Here is a 15,508-nt window from a genome sequence, read left to right as displayed (position 1 = left end):
AAGCGATACGTTTATTCATTGGTATTCATTTATCCAAAAGAAACGTTGAGAGTCTGGATGTCGATATTATTCTCTCGAGGCTGTGCTGGCGGCCAGGTCGGATACCACACTGATATGAAAAACCATTAAAGATAATATTAAGACGCAACATCATCTTTTATTGGCGGCGGTGTTTGGCGGTAACCTCACCGGCAAACACTGCCGCCTGACACTCGAATCATGGCCGTCAGCAGGGCCCTGATTAACCGCCGGGCAGGTCCAGCCTGCTGTAACCTAGCCCGTTAATCTTCCTCACTCTGATCTGCACCGGAATGCGCTCTTTCATTGCCTCAACGTGGCTGATCACCCCGATGGTTTTACCGCTGGCGTTAAGCGCATCCAGCGCATCCAGCGCGCTGTCGAGCGTTTGGGCATCCAGCGTGCCGAAGCCTTCATCAAGGAACAGCGATTCAATGCGCGTTTTATGACTGACCAAATCAGAGAGCGCCAGCGCCAGCGCCAGGCTGACGAGGAAGCTCTCGCCGCCGGACAGCGTGCGCGTATCGCGCCGGGTTTCGCCCTGCCAGGTGTCGACCACCTCTAATTCCAGCGCCTCCTGCGACTTGCGCTGGAGCAGGTATCGACCGTGCAGGCGGCTTAGCTGATTGTTCGCCAGCCACACCAGATGGTCGAGGGTTAACCCCTGGGCAAAGCGGCGGAACTTACTGCCGTCTTTGGAGCCAATCAGATCGTGGAGATAGCTCCAGTCTTCCAGCTGCTGCTCGTTGGCGGCCACCTGCGCCAGCAGCGACTGTTGCTGTAAGCGGCGTGCTGCATCGTGGTCGAGCTGCTGGCGCAGTTGCCCCTGCCGACTGGCCAGTTCGCGCAGTTGCTGACTAAGCGCCTCCAGGCTGGCCTGTAGGATCTGCTGCTGCGCAGTCAGGTTTTCCGGTTGCTCAACGCGTTTTACTGCCTCATCCAGCCGTGAATGCAGATTAACCAACTGTTCATTTAGTGATTTATGCTGTCCGGTCAGAGTATTTATCCGGTCTTGCAGCCGTTGCCACTGTTGCTGCTGCTGATGCAGATTGTGCTGATGCTTTTCTGACTCGCCGTTGAGCTGCTGCCTGACGCTGGTGACCAGTGCATTGCCAAACAGCCGCTGGCGCTGCTGCTGGCATTCGCTCAGAGTTTGCTGCTGTTGCCGACTGCGCGCATCCAGCGCCTCAAGACGCGACTGCTGCTGCCTCCGCTCCTCCTCCAGCGCCTGCTGACGGCTGCCGAGCGCCGCCAGTTCCGGTGCCAGCGTGGCCAGCTCGGCGGCGTTCTGCTGCCACTGTTGCCACTGCTGCTCACGGATCTGTAGCCAGCCCTGATAGTCACCGTCTTCCGGTAGCTGAAGCTCCAGCGGCGCGAGGCTGGCGGCCAAATCGCCACGCAGCTGGCGTGCGCGCTGCCGATCCTGCTCCAGCTGTTGCTCCAGCTCGCTCAGACTGTGACGAGTTGTCGTCATCTCCTGCTGGTGCAGGGCAGTCTGTCGTTCAAGCTGCTGCCAGGCCTGCTGCTGCTGATACAGCGACTCCTGCTGCTGCTGGCAGTGGCGCAGCGCCTGCTCCAGCCGGTTGAGCTGTTGCTGAAGTTCGCTTTCCTGCTGCTCCTGCTGCGCCAGCCAGTCGTGGGCCTGCTGATGTTGATCCGGGGAGAACGCCAGCGCCAGCAGTGCGGCTGCGCCGTGCCACTGCTGTTCCAGCTCCGTTGCCTGACGGGCAAGATCGTCATCATCCTGCTGCTGGCGCTGCGCCAGCTCCTGCTGCTGTTTTAGCTGTGCTTTACAGGCGCTGCCCTGTTCGCCGAGCACCCGCACTTCTTCTTTCAGGCCGTTGAGCCGTTGCTGATTTTCCGATGGCTCCAGCGCCCGATATTCGGCAATCGCCGGATGATTTTCTGACCCGCACAGTGGGCAGGGTTGCCCCGATTCCAGCAGCGCGCGCTGCTGCTCCAGGTCGGCAATGCGCTGCTCCAGCCTGCAACGTTTGTCGAGATCCTGCTCATGCTGGCGTTTCTCTGCCCAGCGGGTGCGCAGGGTTAGTAACTGCTCACTGCATTGCTGTATCTGCTGTGCTAACGCCTGCTGCTCCTGCTTTAGCCGGCTGCGGCGTTCACCGAGCTGCCGCCATTGCGGCAGCAGCGTAGCCAGCAGCTGGCGGTGCGGGCGCAGACGGCTAAACTGCTCCAGCGCGTTGCGCAGGCTCTCCTGCGGGTGCTGCTGTTGTAACGGGGCCAGCGCCTGCTGCGCCTGATTCAGGCTGTGCTGCGCGGCATCAAGCTGTTGCTGAAGCGGGGCTGCCTGTTGACTAAGCTGTTGTAGAGCCTGTTCCTGCTGCTGCACCGTTTGCTGTTGGAGCTTTAGCCGTTGGCTTAGCGCTAAAAGTGATTGCTCACTTTGCTGCTGCTGATTGAAGCGTTCACGCCACAGCGGTAGATGCTCGCCGTAGTGGGAAAAATGGGGATGCGCTTCGCGCCACTGGTTCAGCAGCTGCTGCTGCGCCTGCTTATCCTGCTGGATCTGCTGGTTTTTAGCGCTCTCCGTCAGCCGCGCTGTTAGCAATTGTTGGTGCTCACTTTGCTCTCTGGCCAGCTGCTCAGACTGTTCTTGCAGCGTGGCGAGCTGGTGATCCAGAGGGATAACCTGTTCGGCGATCAGGGTTTCCTGCTGCTGGCGATGCTGCTGATGATCGTCATAAGCCTTCAGCGCCTGCTGCTGCTCAAGATCTGCCGCGCCAAGCTGCCGCTTTGCCTGCTCTATCTGCTCATCCAGCTGCTGCCGCTGATGGGAAAGCTGCTGCTGCTCCTGCTGTAACCTTTCCAGCTGTTGCAGCTGCTGTAACGCCTGCTGCTGGCCTTGCTGTTGTGAAGTGAGTACCCGCTCATCGTCTAACAGCTGTGCTAACTGGCTGGTCAGGCTCTGCTGCTGTTCCGCATCCAGCAGATCCATCGCGCCAGCCTGCGCGCGCAGCGCGTCCAGCGCCGTCTTTGCCTCTTTGTGGCGCTCAAATACCGCTGACGACAGACGGCCATAAATCTCGGTGCCGGTCAGTTCTTCCAGCAGCTCGGCGCGCTTGTTGGCATCGGCATTGAGGAAGGCGGCAAACTGGCCCTGCGACAGCATCATCGACTTGGTAAAACGCTCGAAATCCAGCCCGGTCAGGCTGGCGATATTTTCCAGCTTGTCTTTCACCTTGTCGGCGACGATGTGATTGTCCTCGCAGCGCGCCAGTTCAACGCGCGGTGCCTGCAGGTTGCCATCAACGGCACCGCGCGCGCGGTTTTGACTCCAGAAGGCGCGCCAGGCAACGCCTTTTACTTCAAATTCCACCTCTGCGAGACATTCTGCGGTATCGCGCGTCATCAGGTCGTTCTGTGACTGGGTGATGTTTTTCAGGCGCGGGGTTTCGTGATAGAGCGCAAGGCAGATAGCGTCAAGCAGGGTGGTTTTCCCCGCGCCGGTCGGCCCGGTAATGGCAAACAGGCCGTTGCTGGCAAAGGGTTCCGCCGTGAAGTCGATTTTCCATTCGCCCTTCAGCGAGTTGAGGTTTTTAAAGCGCAGGGTGAGAATTTTCATAATGTTGGCTCCTCATGGCGCACCGCTTCCAGCGTCTGGGCAAACAGCGCGCTGGCGCGTGCCAGCCGCTCAGGCTGCTCGGGTTCTGACTCCAGCCGCCGTGCAAACACCTCCTCAACGCTGAGTTCACTGAGCGTTTCATTGTTCTGGCGCGATATCACCTGTTCACGCTGTTCGCGGCTGCGGCGCAGCAGCACCACCTCCACCGGCAGCGCGGTGGTCAGTTCCTGGATGCGGCGCTGTAGTTCGCTGAGGTAAGCGTCGGTGACGATTTCAATGTCCAGCCAGACGGTTTTGCCCTGTGCATCCGGCTCTAGCTGCGCCAGCTGCCGTTCTATCTGCGCCAGGGAGCCTTTGATCATCTGCATCGGCTGGAATAGCGGGATCGGCAGCGCGCGGACCTGGCTAAGCTGGCCTTCAGTAAAATCAACCAGCATCACGCTTTTCGCTGTGCCCAGCTCGTCAAAACTCAGCGGGATCGGCGAGCCGCTGTAGCGGATGTGGTCGCTGTCGGCAATGCGCTGGGCGCGGTGAATATGGCCGAGGGCGATGTAATCCGCCGGAGGGAAGAGGTCAGCCGGAAAAGCGTCCAGCGTGCCGATATAGATATCGCGTACCGCATCGCTTTTGGTGACGCCCATGGTCGTCAGATGGCCGGTGGCGATAATCGGTAGCGCCAGGCCGAGCGCATTGCGCTGTGCCAGTGCTTCCTGCCAGCAGCGCTGATAATGCTCGCTGATGGCTTCCAGCAGACTTTGCTGTTTTTCGCGCCCTGACTGCCCGCTCTGGCTGCGCAAAATATCACGCGGACGTAAGAAGGGAATGGCGCACAGCAGAGCGCCCGGCTGCCCGTCGCGGCGGTTCAGCACCAGCACCTGCTGACGGATATCCTCAGCGGCGGCGGCGATCACCCGGGTATTCAGGCAGGCCAGCAGTTCACGCGATTCATTAAGCATAGTGACCGAATCGTGATTGCCGCCCAGCACCACCAGCTGACAGCCGGTTGGCTGTAGCTTTACCACAAAGCGGTTGTAGATCTCGCGTGCGTAACTCGGTGGGGAACCGGTATCGAAAATATCACCGGCGACGATGATGGCATCGACCTGCTGCGTTTCTGCCTGTTCCAGCAGCCAGTCAAGAAATGCCTGATGCTCTGCCGCACGGCTTTTGGTATAGAAAAACTGGCCAAGATGCCAGTCGGCAGTATGAATGATGCGCATGGTGCTCCCTTCATGGCAGAAACGCGAAGCGGTGATTATAAACATATTGCCGTGCAGATATTTAATTCGTTTCGTCCGTCCTTGCCGGGCGTGCTTTTTTCATAAAACTGTCATAAAACTGACGCATAATGATGCCGCATATCCCGTGACAATCTGTCACAGCAGCAGGAGCAATAATGGCAAAGCGCATTCTGGTGGTTGAAGATGAAGCCCCAATCCGTGAGATGTTGTGTTTCGTTCTGGAACAAAATGACTATCATCCGATAGAAGCCGCGGATTATGACAGCGCGGTCAGTTTGCTGATTGAACCCTGGCCGGATCTGATCCTGCTGGACTGGATGCTGCCGGGGGGATCGGGCATTCAGTTTATTAAGCACCTGAAGCGTGAAGCGATGACGCGCGATATCCCGGTCATGATGCTGACCGCACGCGGCGAAGAGGAAGATCGCGTACGCGGGCTGGAAGTCGGTGCCGATGATTACATTACCAAACCGTTCTCGCCGAAAGAGCTGGTGGCGCGCATAAAGGCCGTGATGCGGCGCATTTCGCCTATGGCGGTGGAAGAGGTGATTGAGATGCAGGGGCTGACGCTCGACCCGTCGTCACACCGCGTTATGTCGGCTACCCAGCCGTTGGAAATGGGGCCAACCGAATACAAGCTCCTGCACTTCTTCATGACTCATCCAGAGCGCGTCTACAGCCGTGAGCAGTTGCTAAACCATGTCTGGGGGACTAACGTGTATGTCGAAGACCGTACCGTCGATGTTCATATTCGCCGTCTGCGCAAGGCGCTGGAGGTGAGTGGGCACGATCGTATGGTGCAGACGGTTCGCGGAACAGGTTATCGTTTCTCTGCACGTTATTGATCGCTCGCACGGAGTCTGAATCGTGTTGGAACGCCTCTCCTGGAAGAGATTATTGTTTGAGCTGCTGCTCGCCTGCCTGCCCGCGCTGATCGTAGGACTGCTGGCGGGCGGATTGCCCTGGCTGTTGCTGGTGGCGGTGCTTTGCGTGCTGGGCTTTCATTTCAACAACCTGCTGCGGCTTTCGCACTGGCTGTGGGTCGACCGTAGCATGACGCCCCCCAGCGGGCGCGGCAGCTGGGAACCTCTTTTTTACGGCCTGTACCAGATGCAGGCGCGCAACCGACGCCGACGCCGTGAGCTTGGCCATCTGATTAAGCGCTTTCGCAGCGGGGCAGAAACGCTGCCGGATGCGGTGGTGCTGACCACTGAAGAGGGCACGATTTTCTGGTGTAACGGACTGGCCCAGCAGATTTTGGGGCTGCGCTGGCCGGAAGATAATGGCCAGAATATCCTTAACCTGCTGCGCTACCCGGAGTTTACCCGCTATCTGCGCCAGCGCGATTTCGCGCATCCGCTGACGCTGGTACTGAACAACCAGCGCCATCTTGAATTTCGCATCATGCCCTACAGTGAAGGGCAGTGGCTGCTGGTGGCGCGTGACGTGACGCAAATGCACCAGCTTGAAGGCGCGCGCCGCAACTTTTTTGCCAACGTCAGTCACGAGCTGCGCACGCCGCTAACGGTGTTGAAGGGTTATCTGGAGATGATGAGTGATTCGGCGCTGGAAGGTGGCCTGCGTGACAAAGCGGTGCAAACCATGCAGGAGCAGGCAAAGCGTATGGATAGCCTGGTGGCGCAGCTGCTGACGCTGTCACGCATCGAGGCGGCTCCGGCAACCGACCTGCAGGAAATCGTCGACGTGCCCATGATGTTGCGGCTATTGCAGCGTGAAGCGGAAACGTTAAGCCACGGGCGTCATCACATTCAGTTTGTCAGCGATCCGAACCTACGCGTGTTTGGCAATGACGAACAGCTGCGCAGCGCGATGTCTAACCTGGTGTACAATGCGGTGAATCACACCCCGGACGGCACCCGCATCACCATCAGCTGGCAACGCACCGTACAGGGGGCAGAGTTCAGGGTGGAAGATAACGGCCCGGGCATTGCGCCAGAGCATTTACCGCGCCTGACGGAGCGCTTCTATCGCGTGGACAAGGCGCGATCCCGCCAGACCGGGGGAAGCGGTTTAGGTCTGGCTATCGTCAAACATGCGCTAAGCCACCATAACGCGCGGCTGAATATCAGTAGCGCCCCCGGCGAAGGAGAAACCTGCTTCAGCTTTCAGCTGGCCCCCAGGTTAATTGTTGATGCAACAGCGGGCGCAACCGCAGGGCGTTAGTCACAGGGAACCCGGAGCATGAAAAATTTTATCGCACTGACGCTGCTGCTGGTCAGCGTGCTGGCTCATGCCAAAGAGGGCATGCTGGCGGGCAATCTGAACAGCGTTGGGTCTGACACGCTTGGTAATCTGATGGCGCTGTGGGGAGACAATTTTAGCCGCCAGTATCCGGGGGTTAATGTGCAGATCCAGGCGGCGGGTTCGTCAACGGCTCCGACCGCGCTGGCCGCCGGGGCAGCACAGCTGGGCGCGATGAGCAGACCGATGCAGACGGCAGAGCGACAGCTGCTGGAGGACAGATACGGTTATCCCCCGCTGGCCGTACCGGTAGCGATTGATGCGCTGGTGGTGGTAGTGAATCAGGATAATCCGTTAGCCGGAGTGAACGCACAACAGCTGGATGCGATTTTCTCGGTGACCCGCCTGTGCGGCGCACTGTTCACGCCAAAAACCTGGGGCGATCTGCAACTTAAGCAGCCAGGCTGGACGCAGCGTGGCATACAGCGCTTTGGCCGCAATTCCGCTTCCGGAACCTGGGGTTTTTTCAAACAGCAGGCGTTGTGCAACGGTGATTTACGCCAGGATGTCGGGGAATATCCCGGCTCCGCTGCGGTGATACAGGCGGTTGCCGGTTCGCTAAACGGGATTGGCTATGCCAGCGCCGGGTTTCATCTTAGCGGCGTTAAGGTGCTGCCGGTGGCGCGGGACGATCATAACTGGATAGCGCCCACGGCCGAAAATATCCGCAGCGGCCGCTATCCCTACGCGCGTCCTCTCTATATCTATGTCAACAAGGCACCGGGAAAACCGCTGGAGCCGCTTACCGCCGCGTTTCTTCGTCTGGCGTTATCCGGCGCGGGTCAGGGGGTGGTCAGTCAGGCTGGCTACCTGCCGTTATCAGAAGCGCAAAGACAACAGGCGCTGGCGATGATTGCGCAATAACTTCGGGAAGACAAATCAGAGATGCAAAGGTTGGGTCGTCATTGACCGGCCTTTCGCCAATGAAAAGCCGTGAGTACTCCCTCGAACGTGTGCGTTTCCCACATCATGAATATTCCTCACGAACCATGAATTTTCCTCGTTTGCGGCGTTGGCATTCTCATGACACTGTTACCGGCATGGATTTAGACGTCCAGAAGTCTAAATATAACTAACGGTGACAGTTGCGCAACGCAATGATGCGCCCATGTGCAGGCCAGGAGTCGCTATCATGACAACATCCGTACCTTATCGTGCCGAAGTGGTGGGCAGTTTTCTGCGCCCGGCGGCGATTAAACAGGCGCGTGAGCAGTTTGCCGCCGGTAATATTGACGCGGCTGAACTACGCAGCATTGAAGATGAAGCGATCCGCAACGTGGTCGCCAGCCAGCGTTCCAGCGGCCTGCAGGTCGTCACCGACGGCGAATTCCGCCGTGCCTGGTGGCACTTTGACTTTTTTGACGGTCTGGATGGAGTAGAGCGCTATGAAGCAGAGCAGGGCATTCAGTTCAACGGCGTGCAGACTAAAGCGCGTGGCGTGAAAGTGACCGGTAAGCTGGGCTTCAGCGATCATCCGATGTTAGAAGATTTCCGCTTTTTGCAAAGCATCAGCGGGGATGCCGTGGCCAAAATGACCCTCCCCAGCCCCAGCGTGCTGCATTTTCGTGGCGGACGTCAGGTGATTGATGCGCAGGTTTATCCCGATCTGGCGGTCTATTTCGACGACCTTGCGCAAACCTGGCACGACGCGATCCAGGCTTTCTACGATGCAGGCTGTCGCTATTTACAGCTGGACGATACCGTTTGGGCCTATCTCTGTTCTGACGATCAGCAACAGCAGATCCGCGAACGCGGTGATAACCCGCAAGAGCTGGCCCGAACCTACGCCCGCGTGCTGAATAAAGCCATTGAGGGTAAGCCGGATGATTTGAAAATCGGCCTGCACGTTTGCCGGGGCAATTTTCGCTCAACCTGGATATCCGAAGGGGGCTACGAGCCGGTGGCGGAAATTCTGTTTGGCGGGGTTAACATTGATGCCTTCTTCCTTGAATATGATAATGAGCGTTCGGGCGGTTTCGAGCCTTTGCGCTTTATCAAAAAAGGCAGGCAGCAGGTGGTGCTGGGGCTTATCACCACTAAAAGCGGGGAGCTGGAGGCGGCGGATACGGTTGAAAAACGTCTGCGCGAGGCCGCGCAGTTCGTTAGCCTGGATCAAATTTGCCTCAGCCCACAGTGCGGCTTTGCCTCCACCGAAGAAGGGAACAGCCTGACGGAAGAGCAGCAATGGGCCAAGCTGCGCCTGGTGGTGGAGGTGGTAAACCGCGTTTGGTAAAAATGGCATCACTTTGTGCACAAGGCGCGTATTTATGCGCCTTTCGCGCTTCCCTGAACGTCTTATTGAGAAATTTGACGCCACATAGTGTAAAAAAAATACAAATCATGTAACGATTTTTGGGCGTGATCTAATTATATGCACTGGTTATGCAGTTTTTTGCGCTATATTCATCTACTTTGCCGATCCCGTATTGCCTTTCCCCGCTATAAACGTTCTACTTAGGCCCGTTTCTCGTCATTCCCCTGAATATAGAAAATAATCATCTTATATTCACTCTCTGTCGCGATGTAATCAGTATTTTCGACTGCATCCTTCTGATTTTGTGACCTATTAAGAGCATGCGGGGTGATTGGCCGTAAAATTATTCAGTGAGCAGGGATTGCCCCTGCTGCTGAAGTTTGACGAGCGGCACTGACATCACGACTTTTAACACCACCACAGGCAGCACGTTTCTTATGACGCATCGTTTAACTTCAAAAGATATTCTGGCACTGGGCTTTATGACTTTTGCCCTGTTTGTCGGCGCCGGGAACATTATCTTCCCGCCGATGGTAGGTATCCAGGCCGGAGAGCATGTCTGGCATGCCGCCCTGGGCTTCTTAATCACTGCTGTTGGCCTGCCGGTTATTTCGGTCATTGCCCTGGCGCGCGTGGGGGGAGGGATTGATGCCCTCAGCTCGCCCATCGGTAAAGTGGCTGGCGTGGTGCTGGCGACCGTCTGCTATCTGGCCGTCGGACCGCTGTTTGCAGCACCGCGTACCGCCACCGTTTCGTTTGAGGTGGGTATTGCACCACTGACCGGCGATGGCGCACTGCCGCTGTTTATCTACAGCCTGGTCTATTTTATCCTGGTGATTGGCATCTCGCTTTATCCGGGAAAACTGTTAGATACCGTTGGCCATATTCTGGCTCCGCTGAAAATTTTTGCCCTGGCCGTATTAGGCCTGGCTGCACTGCTGTGGCCAGCAGGAGGGATTGCGCCTGCCAGCGTTGAATATCAGCGTGCGGCGTTCTCCAACGGCTTTGTGAACGGTTATCTGACGATGGATACCCTCGGTGCGCTGGTATTCGGTATTGTGATAGTTAATGCCGCCCGGTCGCGCGGCATCAGCGAAGCAAAATTACTGACTCGCTATACCGTGATCGCTGGATTGATTGCCGGTGTCGGCCTGACGCTGGTTTATCTGGCTCTGTTTAAACTGGGTGCCGATAGCGCAAGCATTGTCGATCAGAGCGCTAACGGCGCGGCCATTTTGCATGCTTATGTGCAGCATACCTTCGGTGCGATGGGCAGCTTCTTCCTTGCTTCACTAATTTTTGTCGCCTGTATTGTGACTGCCGTTGGTCTGACCTGTGCCTGTGCTGAATTCTTTGAGCACTATTTGCCTTTCAGCTACCGCCAACTGGTGTTTATTATTGGCGCGTTTTCGATGGTGGTTTCCAATCTTGGTCTTAGCCATCTTATCCAGATCTCAATTCCAGTTTTAACCGCGATCTACCCGCCGTGTATCGTGCTGGTGCTGTTAAGCTTTACCCTGAGCTGGTGGAAGAAAAGCACAAGGATTGTTGCGCCAGTCATGCTGGTCAGCCTGCTGTTTGGTATCGTTGACGCAATCAAAACCACTAATTTAAAGGCGATGCTTCCAGAATTTACCCAAAACATGCCGCTGGCGGATCAGGGTTTAGCATGGTTGCCGCCTTCACTGGTGATGCTGGTATTGGTGGCCGTCTACGATCGCGTTTCAGGCCGCCAGTCGGTTACTGCGCATCAACAATAGCGTTGTAAAACCTCCCCTTACCCCAGCGGTGAGGGGTCGACAGGTGGAAAAATGACAAAAATGACTCTAAAAAAGGGATTGAGTACGCGCCATATTCGCTTTATGGCGTTGGGTTCAGCCATTGGTACCGGTCTGTTTTACGGATCGGCCGATGCCATTAGAATAGCCGGTCCCGGCGTGCTGCTTGCCTATCTGGTCGGGGGCCTGGCGGCATATATCATTATGCGCGCGCTCGGCGAAATGTCCGTTAACAACCCTCAGGCAAGTTCCTTCTCGCGCTATGCACAGGACTATCTTGGTCCGCTGGCGGGCTATATCACCGGCTGGACCTACTGTTTTGAAATCCTGATTGTTGCCATTGCCGATGTGACCGCATTCGGTATTTATATGAGCGTCTGGTTCCCCGATGTGCCGCACTGGATCTGGGTTTTGAGCGTGGTACTGGTGATTGGCGCGATCAACCTCGCCACGGTGAAGGTGTTCGGCGAGGTGGAGTTCTGGTTGTCGCTGTTCAAAGTTGCCACCATTATTGTGATGATTGTTGCAGGTATCGGCATTATCTTTTGGGGCATCGGTAACGGTGGCCAGGCGACCGGTATCAGCAATCTGTGGACCCACGGTGGCTTTGTACCCAACGGCTGGATTGGCGTGGTGCTTTCACTGCAAATGGTCATGTTTGCCTTTGGTGGGATAGAGATCATTGGCATTACCGCCGGGGAAGCGAAAGACCCGGCGGTATCGATCCCGCGCGCCATTAATACCGTGCCACTGCGCATCCTGGTATTCTACGTGGGTACGCTGTTTGTCATCATGTCGATCTATCCCTGGAATCAGGTCGGCACGAGCGGCAGCCCGTTTGTCCTCACTTTCCAGCATCTGGGGATTGCCGCAGCGGCGGCAGTGCTTAACTTCGTGGTGATCACCGCCTCACTGTCGGCGATCAACAGCGATGTGTTCGGCGTTGGACGTATGCTTTACGGTATGGCAGAGCAGGGCCACGCGCCAAAAATGTTCACCAACGTGTCGGAGAGAGGTGTTCCCTGGGTGACGGTGCTGGCAATGATGCTGGCGATGCTGGTTGCCGTGTATCTCAACTACCTGATGCCGGAAAAAGTGTTTCTGGTGATTGCTTCGCTGGCGACCTTCGCAACCGTCTGGGTATGGATAATGATCCTGTTCTCACAGATTGCGTTTCGTCGTACTTTGACGCCAGAGCAGCAAAAAGAGCTAAAGTTTCCGCTGCCGGGAGGTTCCCTGACCGCGGCTATCGGCATTGCTTTCCTTGCCTTTATTATCGGCCTGATCGGCTATTTCCCTGATACCCGCGTATCACTTTATGCTGGTTTTGCCTGGATAGTGCTGCTGCTGGTGAGCTGGCAGTGGGTTAAACGCAGAGCAGGTTAATATGGCGTAAAAGAGCAGGGGCGAACCGATGGTTCGCCCCTTTTTTTGTCAATAACCGGGCGGAATAAGTAACGACTTGTCGATATCATGTTTGCTGCGTTTGCAGCATGCGGTCATAAGGAGAGAGCGTTCCGACGACGATCTGATGGCATCCTGCCATGCCCATCTCGCTGATGGGTTTGTTGTCGCCCCACCACAGACCCAGTGCCTCCGCCATTGCTGGCGTCGTGTCCTGGCCGCTGGGATAATATGGCATAACTATGATTGGACGGCCTTTAGCAGCAATGACTGGAGAGGCTTGGGTGGAAATTTGGCATAAAAAAAAGCCCGCCGCAGCGAGCTTTATTCAAACAACAACCGAGCTGTTACAGCTTAGAAGCGTTTTCTGACAGGTACTTAGCGACGCCATCCGGAGATGCGCCCATACCTTTTTTGCCTTTTTCCCACTGTGCAGGGCACACTTCGCCATGCTCTTCGTGGAACTGCAGCGCGTCAACCATACGCAGCATTTCATCAACGTTACGGCCCAGCGGCAGATCGTTCACCACCTGGTGACGAACCACGCCCGCCTGGTCGATCAGGAAAGAGCCACGCAGAGCAACGCCCGCTTCCGGGTGTTCGATACCCCAGGCTTTCTGGATTTCACGTTTGATGTCCGCAACCATTGCGTACTGAACTTCGCCGATGCCGCCTTTGTCGACCGGCGTTTTACGCCATGCGTTATGCACGAACTCCGAGTCGAAGGAAACGCCGATCACTTCCACACCGCGTTTCTGGAACTCTGCATAGCGCTTATCGAACGCGATCAGTTCAGAAGGGCACACGAAGGTGAAGTCCATTGGCCAAAAGAACACAACGGTGGCTTTACCAGCGGTGTGTTTTTTAAAGTTAAAGTTTTCTACAATTTCACCGTTGCCCAGCACAGCTGCGGCAGTAAAATCAGGGGCTGGACGAGTAACCAGGACCATTATTCACTCCTGTTGAAGTCATTAAATTAGGGGGATAAAAGATGTCGGCATTATACGAGGCGCGTCCAGCCATGAACCAGCGAGACACGCCGATTATTGAGATAGGGGATACCTATCAAAATTACGGTTAAGTATAAAGCGAGGCCATACGATAACCTGTTTTAGTCAAAGGGCAAAGAATAAAGCGCTACGACTTTTTCTTACAACTCGCGCCGCCCGGCCTGTGCCATCATTTGCGGGTACAGTTGCCAGAACAGTTCTTCAAGCTGTTGATAGTTATCGATGAAGTCCTGATAACTGTCTGCCAGAGCGGCCAGCTTCGGTCGGCGGCTGGCCATACCCTCTAATACCTTCAATAAGAAAGCCGGATCGGCATAACGCTCTATCCAGCGTTCGCGCCATAACCAGGCGTTAAGAGTCTGAAAGCGAGTCGGCGTGTTTGTCAGCTGTGGTTCAATCACACTGCGAGCCTGCGCCAGGAAGGCCGGCAGGGAGATATCCGGCACCAGCCTATTCCAGTGATGTGACAAAAAGTGGTCCCAGACAACATCAAGCGTAATCGGTGCCACCCGGCGGGTTTCACTCCGGAAAAGCTGGCGAGCCTGGCGGACTTGCGGCAACGCATCCGTCAAAGCATCAATACGGCGGTGCAGGCTGATGCCATCAGCAATGGGGATGGGCCACTGTTGATAAGGATTGCCGCGCACGTAATCGGCCATCAGATTGCCGAGCAGTGAACTGTCGGCAAGTTGGGCCAGGTGAAGGTGGGCAAGATAGTTCATGACGTTATTCTACCTCATATGCGGGCGATATAACGCACCTTGTTTAGCTACGGCCCGTTTTAAGCTAGACTATGCGCCCTGAATTCCCAGACTGTGAATGACCATGCGCGTTGCTGATTTTACTTTTGAGTTACCCGAATCCTTGATTGCCCACTATCCGCAGGCCGAGCGTAGCGGATGCCGCTTGCTGTCGTTAAATGGTTCTGATGGCGCGTTAACGCATGGTGTATTTACCGATTTGTTGCACAAGCTCAATCCTGGCGATCTGCTGGTGTTCAACAACACGCGGGTGATCCCGGCGCGCATTTTCGGTCGTAAGGCCAGCGGCGGAAAGATTGAGGTGCTGGTGGAGCGCATGCTGGATGACACGCGGGTACTGGCCCATGTGCGTTCATCTAAAGCACCCAAGCCCGGCAGCGACCTGCTGTTGGGGGATGATGAAAGCGTGCAGGCCACTATGCTGGCACGACACGATACGCTGTTTGAAATTGAATTTAACGATGCGCGCCCGGTGCTGGATATTTTAAACAGTATCGGCCATATGCCGCTGCCTCCTTATATCGACCGCCCCGACGAAGATGCCGACCGTGAGCTTTATCAGACCGTGTACAGCCAGAAGCCTGGCGCGGTGGCGGCCCCAACGGCGGGCCTGCATTTCGACGAGCCGTTGCTGGTAGCGTTACGTGAAAAAGGGATTGAAACGGCTTTCGTTACTCTGCACGTCGGTGCAGGTACGTTCCAGCCGGTGCGTGTCGATACCATTGAAGACCATATTATGCATGCCGAGTATGCCGAGGTGCCGCAGGATGTGGTTGATGCGGTGCTGGCCTGTAAGGCGCGTGGCAATCGGGTCATAGCGGTTGGGACGACTTCAGTGCGTTCATTAGAGAGCGCGGCGCAGGCCGCGGAAAATACGCTAATTGCACCATTTTTCGGCGATACGAAAATCTTTATTTATCCTGGTTATCACTACCAGGTGATTGATGCGCTGGTGACCAATTTCCACCTGCCAGAGTCGACGCTAATTATGCTGGTTTCCGCTTTTGCCGGTTATAAGCATACTATGCGCGCTTACCAGCAGGCTGTTGCTGAACAGTACCGCTTCTTCAGCTACGGCGATGCGATGTTTATTACCCGTAATCCACAGGCGTTTGCCGAGATACCGGGTTAGTGAATTCCCCCGTGGGCGGGGCATTCCCGCTCCCAGCAACCATTTACATCAGACTGTATTTCTGG

At 56.2% G+C, this 15,508-nt stretch carries 12 protein-coding genes; 7 read left to right on the top strand and 5 right to left on the bottom strand.

Annotated features, from left to right (window positions below):
- Positions 1–241 precede the first annotated feature (241 nt).
- Together ETA_RS13915 and sbcD are read right to left on the bottom strand one after the other, a co-directional pair.
- Positions 242–3,601, bottom strand: coding sequence for an AAA family ATPase (locus ETA_RS13915; RefSeq protein WP_012442261.1), 3,360 nt, complete (start codon positions 3,599–3,601; stop codon positions 242–244).
- Positions 3,598–4,821: an exonuclease subunit SbcD gene (gene sbcD / locus ETA_RS13910; RefSeq protein WP_012442260.1), complete on the bottom strand. Its 1,224-nt coding sequence runs from the start codon at positions 4,819–4,821 to the stop codon at positions 3,598–3,600. The genes ETA_RS13915 and sbcD overlap by 4 nt, the downstream gene beginning before the upstream one ends.
- A 176-nt stretch (positions 4,822–4,997) precedes the next feature.
- Here sbcD and phoB point away from each other — a divergent pair, with 176 nt between their 5' ends.
- From phoB to proY, 6 genes are all read left to right on the top strand, one after another.
- On the top strand, positions 4,998–5,687 hold the full coding sequence (gene phoB / locus ETA_RS13905) for a phosphate response regulator transcription factor PhoB (RefSeq protein ID WP_012442259.1): 690 nt from the start codon (positions 4,998–5,000) through the stop codon (positions 5,685–5,687).
- A 22-nt stretch (positions 5,688–5,709) separates the two neighbouring features.
- Positions 5,710–7,026, top strand: a complete 1,317-nt coding sequence (phoR, locus tag ETA_RS13900) for a phosphate regulon sensor histidine kinase PhoR (protein WP_012442258.1) — start codon at positions 5,710–5,712, stop codon at positions 7,024–7,026.
- Positions 7,027–7,044: 18 nt separating this feature from the next.
- Complete coding sequence (locus ETA_RS13895; RefSeq protein WP_012442257.1) at positions 7,045–7,968, top strand: PstS family phosphate ABC transporter substrate-binding protein; 924 nt, start codon at positions 7,045–7,047, stop codon at positions 7,966–7,968.
- A gap of 268 nt (positions 7,969–8,236) precedes the next feature.
- Positions 8,237–9,337: a cobalamin-independent methionine synthase II family protein gene (locus ETA_RS13890; protein ID WP_042959071.1), complete on the top strand. Its 1,101-nt coding sequence runs from the start codon at positions 8,237–8,239 to the stop codon at positions 9,335–9,337.
- Between the two features lie 458 nt (positions 9,338–9,795).
- Positions 9,796–11,118: a branched-chain amino acid transporter carrier protein BrnQ gene (gene brnQ / locus ETA_RS13885; protein ID WP_012442255.1), complete on the top strand. Its 1,323-nt coding sequence runs from the start codon at positions 9,796–9,798 to the stop codon at positions 11,116–11,118.
- 51 nt (positions 11,119–11,169) lie between these two features.
- Positions 11,170–12,522, top strand: coding sequence for a proline-specific permease ProY (gene proY / locus ETA_RS13880; protein WP_012442254.1), 1,353 nt, complete (start codon positions 11,170–11,172; stop codon positions 12,520–12,522).
- An 85-nt stretch (positions 12,523–12,607) separates the two neighbouring features.
- On the opposite strand, the gene ETA_RS20600 is transcribed toward proY, so the two are convergent.
- The 3 genes from ETA_RS20600 to ETA_RS13870 form a co-directional block, all read right to left on the bottom strand.
- Positions 12,608–12,739 carry a hypothetical protein gene (locus ETA_RS20600; RefSeq protein WP_269446400.1) on the bottom strand — a complete coding sequence of 44 codons (132 nt, stop codon included), beginning with the start codon at positions 12,737–12,739 and terminating at the stop codon, positions 12,608–12,610.
- A gap of 148 nt (positions 12,740–12,887) precedes the next feature.
- Positions 12,888–13,490, bottom strand: a complete 603-nt coding sequence (locus ETA_RS13875) for a peroxiredoxin C (protein WP_012442253.1) — start codon at positions 13,488–13,490, stop codon at positions 12,888–12,890.
- A gap of 200 nt (positions 13,491–13,690) precedes the next feature.
- Positions 13,691–14,272, bottom strand: a complete 582-nt coding sequence (locus ETA_RS13870; RefSeq protein ID WP_012442252.1) for an acyl carrier protein phosphodiesterase — start codon at positions 14,270–14,272, stop codon at positions 13,691–13,693.
- Between the two features lie 103 nt (positions 14,273–14,375).
- Here ETA_RS13870 and queA point away from each other — a divergent pair, with 103 nt between their 5' ends.
- The gene (gene queA, locus ETA_RS13865) at positions 14,376–15,443 is read left to right on the top strand and encodes a tRNA preQ1(34) S-adenosylmethionine ribosyltransferase-isomerase QueA (RefSeq protein ID WP_012442251.1); all 1,068 of its coding nucleotides are present in this window, start codon (positions 14,376–14,378) and stop codon (positions 15,441–15,443) included.
- Positions 15,444–15,508: the final 65 nt, after the last annotated feature.

This window comes from Erwinia tasmaniensis Et1/99 (assembly GCF_000026185.1).
GTDB classification, from domain to species: Bacteria; Pseudomonadota; Gammaproteobacteria; order Enterobacterales; family Enterobacteriaceae; genus Erwinia; species Erwinia tasmaniensis.
The sequence above is the reverse complement of the archived record's forward strand: the minus strand, read 5'-3'. Positions and strand labels throughout refer to the sequence as shown.

What these genes read in the sequence shown, in the direction of transcription:
- ETA_RS13915 (WP_012442261.1), bottom strand. Translation starts at nt 3,601, where the DNA reads ATGAAAATTCTCACCCTGCGCTTTAAAAACCTCAACTCGCTGAAGGGC.
- sbcD (WP_012442260.1), bottom strand. Translation starts at nt 4,821, where the DNA reads ATGCGCATCATTCATACTGCCGACTGGCATCTTGGCCAGTTTTTCTAT.
- phoB (WP_012442259.1), top strand. Translation starts at nt 4,998, where the DNA reads ATGGCAAAGCGCATTCTGGTGGTTGAAGATGAAGCCCCAATCCGTGAG.
- ETA_RS13895 (WP_012442257.1), top strand. Translation starts at nt 7,045, where the DNA reads ATGAAAAATTTTATCGCACTGACGCTGCTGCTGGTCAGCGTGCTGGCT.
- ETA_RS13890 (WP_042959071.1), top strand. Translation starts at nt 8,237, where the DNA reads ATGACAACATCCGTACCTTATCGTGCCGAAGTGGTGGGCAGTTTTCTG.
- brnQ (WP_012442255.1), top strand. Translation starts at nt 9,796, where the DNA reads ATGACGCATCGTTTAACTTCAAAAGATATTCTGGCACTGGGCTTTATG.
- proY (WP_012442254.1), top strand. Translation starts at nt 11,170, where the DNA reads ATGACAAAAATGACTCTAAAAAAGGGATTGAGTACGCGCCATATTCGC.
- ETA_RS20600 (WP_269446400.1), bottom strand. Translation starts at nt 12,739, where the DNA reads ATGGCGGAGGCACTGGGTCTGTGGTGGGGCGACAACAAACCCATCAGC.
- ETA_RS13875 (WP_012442253.1), bottom strand. Translation starts at nt 13,490, where the DNA reads ATGGTCCTGGTTACTCGTCCAGCCCCTGATTTTACTGCCGCAGCTGTG.
- ETA_RS13870 (WP_012442252.1), bottom strand. Translation starts at nt 14,272, where the DNA reads ATGAACTATCTTGCCCACCTTCACCTGGCCCAACTTGCCGACAGTTCA.
- queA (WP_012442251.1), top strand. Translation starts at nt 14,376, where the DNA reads ATGCGCGTTGCTGATTTTACTTTTGAGTTACCCGAATCCTTGATTGCC.